At 37.7% G+C, this 2,366-nt stretch carries 3 protein-coding genes and 1 pseudogene; 3 read left to right on the plus strand and 1 reads right to left on the minus strand.

Annotation, left to right across the window (positions count from 1 at the left end; translation table 11 throughout):
* The 3 genes and pseudogenes from F6K18_RS35950 to F6K18_RS35960 all read left to right on the plus strand — a co-directional run.
* Positions 1-278 (plus strand): annotated as a pseudogene (locus tag F6K18_RS35950) (hypothetical protein); the annotation flags it as partial.
* 53 nt (positions 279-331) lie between these two features.
* The gene (locus F6K18_RS35955) at positions 332-748 is read left to right on the plus strand and encodes a secondary thiamine-phosphate synthase enzyme YjbQ (RefSeq protein ID WP_287528134.1); all 417 of its coding nucleotides are present in this window, start codon (positions 332-334) and stop codon (positions 746-748) included.
* Between the two features lie 266 nt (positions 749-1,014).
* The gene (locus tag F6K18_RS35960) at positions 1,015-1,137 is read left to right on the plus strand and encodes a hypothetical protein (protein WP_287528136.1); all 123 of its coding nucleotides are present in this window, start codon (positions 1,015-1,017) and stop codon (positions 1,135-1,137) included.
* Positions 1,138-1,522: 385 nt separating this feature from the next.
* Here the strand turns inward: F6K18_RS35960 and F6K18_RS35965 are convergent, their stop codons facing one another.
* On the minus strand, positions 1,523-2,026 hold the full coding sequence (locus F6K18_RS35965; protein ID WP_287528137.1) for a heme-binding protein: 504 nt from the start codon (positions 2,024-2,026) through the stop codon (positions 1,523-1,525).
* Positions 2,027-2,366 lie beyond the last annotated feature (340 nt).

The following is a 2,366-nucleotide window of genomic DNA, read 5'->3' on the forward strand; positions in this document are numbered from 1 at the left end:
TGGCAGGAATTAATGGATGGCTTATTTATCAAGGAAAAAATTTAATCGAATACCAAACTTATTTGATTAAAAATATTTCCTTTAATTACTTGCTAGTTATAGGAATTAGAGTCCTCAAAATCTTGGGTATACTAATTTTAACTAAATGGAGTATTCCATATATAAATAAATTTATAACCTGGTTAAAAGAGCAAGGGAAAGATTTGGATAAAATCACTGCAAATGACCCTACTATTGAAATTCCTGTGATTCACCATTTAATGATTAGTCAAGAGTAATCATAGGGCAACAAATATCAACTTTAATCAAGATACTGCTAAGTAACAATAACATGACTCACTATCAACAATTACTCCAAATTAATACTTCTGGTAAATCTTTATCCAGAATTACTTCTAAAGTGCAGGAAGCTGTAGTCAAGTCAGGGGTAAAAACAGGTTTATGCAATCTATTTTTACGCCATACTTCCGCTAGTTTAATAATTCAAGAAAATGCCGACCCAGATGTATTAGTTGACCTAGAAAACTTTATCTCAAAATTAGTACCAGAAGGTTATCATTATATTCATAGTGCTGAAGGTCCTGATGATATGCCTGCTCATATTCGCAGTGTTTTAACCCATACTTCAGAACAAATTCCGATTAATAATGGCAGATTAGTATTAGGTACTTGGCAAGGAATTTATGTTTGGGAACATCGTCAACGTAGTCATACCCGAGACTTAGTAATTCATATTAGTGGAGATTAACGAAGTCACAAGTCAGAATTCAGAATTCAGAAGTTAACCCACCCCTAATATCAAATCCGGTAGCATCGGTATAAAATCTTTTGAAGTAGGAGTCAGGAGTCAGGAGTCAGGAGTCAGGAGGGAAAAAATTTATGAAGATTTGGTAATGGTGAAGATCAAGAATGTTTTTATACCGAATTAAACGGATTTGATATAACCTCTCCCAGGAGGGGAAGTAGGGGATTTGAGCTTCGCTCCAAAAACCAGAACGCCATTTCCTGGTGGGGTTGTGCGACCCAATTATATCAAATCCGGTTGAATACTTATTATATAGTTGGCACAGATGGGGAGATGGGGAGATGGGGAGATGGGGAGATGGGGAGGTAGTCCGATTTAATATTGAAGTGTAGTATAGAATTATAAACACATACTGTATAACCGGATTCTATATTATTTTGATAATTTTATAGCAGAAGGAAGAAGTAATATCATGTCCGCCATGATATGAGGTACATCTGTGACGGCCAAGATGCCTGCACTTGATCGTTAATATATCTACCTCATATCAAATCCGGTAGCATCGGTGTAATTAGATAGTTAATCTAGGAGTCAGGAGTCAGGAGTCAGGAGTCAGGAGTCAGGAGTCAGGAGTCAGGAGTCAGGAGTCAGGAGTCAGGAGTCAGGAGTCAGGAGTCAGGAGAATGCGCGAAACATTTGCTCTTGGATGAAGATGAAAATTTTTTTTTATACCGAACCCGAGCGGATTTGATATCATATACAACCGAGTCTGCTGTCTCACTTCAACCTAATTTCAATCTGCACCTCACTTCGTTTCAAATCTTCCGGTGTCATTGGTGAATTATACAACAACCTTCTCGGCGAACTCACAACTTCATATTCTGGGTGCTGCACCAACCATTCTTTCAGCTTTTGCAAATTTTGTTCGTAGCTCTCCCAACTGTAAGCACCCTGTACCCCAATACTCACAACCATCATCGGTGAAGTATCTCTCACCATCACCTGAGAATCAATTTTCTGGGGAGTCATATCCGGAGTCGAATAGAGAAAAGATACTTCTGTTTCTTCACCTTCCTTGACATAACGTGCTTCCACAGGGGTTGTCATGGAAATTTGATTACTACTGATATGTTGATACAGTGGGTCAAAAGCGACTCTAGTTGCCATCCGGGAATCACCTGTATGTGTGTAGGTGACAGCGCGATATTGGGGATACTCTTTAACTTCGATGACATTGGTCTCAGTGGGTTGAGGAAAACCTTGGGGTAAAGATGCAGACATTTCAAAATTTGGGTTGATTTACTATTTTATTATACTTGTTATATTATGTCCGGTTAAACAGTGATAAATAAATAACTGCGGAGGAGTCAGGAGTCAGGAGTCAGGAGTCAGGAGAAAAGAGGGAAGGAAGAAGAACAACAGGAGAAGAAGGAGAAAGTTTTTTTATAACTAATTATCCGGAGATGATATTATAGAATAGTAATCATTTATATCATAGAGTTGTTGGGAATTAAGCTAAAAAAATGGCTAAAACCCTTATTGGTCAAAGTTTATAGCGTTTTTCAGCCCTAGAATCATGAAAACCTTATAGAATAAGCTTTTGAGCATTGTTCAATTGTTA

The sequence above is a fragment of the Okeania sp. SIO2C2 genome (assembly GCF_010692625.1).
Classification (GTDB): Bacteria; Cyanobacteriota; Cyanobacteriia; order Cyanobacteriales; family Microcoleaceae; genus Okeania; species Okeania hirsuta.

Excerpts from the sequence above, each read along its gene's own strand:
- F6K18_RS35955 (WP_287528134.1), top strand. The coding sequence starts at position 332 with ATGACTCACTATCAACAATTACTCCAAATTAATACTTCTGGTAAATCT.
- F6K18_RS35965 (WP_287528137.1), bottom strand. The coding sequence starts at position 2,026 with ATGTCTGCATCTTTACCCCAAGGTTTTCCTCAACCCACTGAGACCAAT.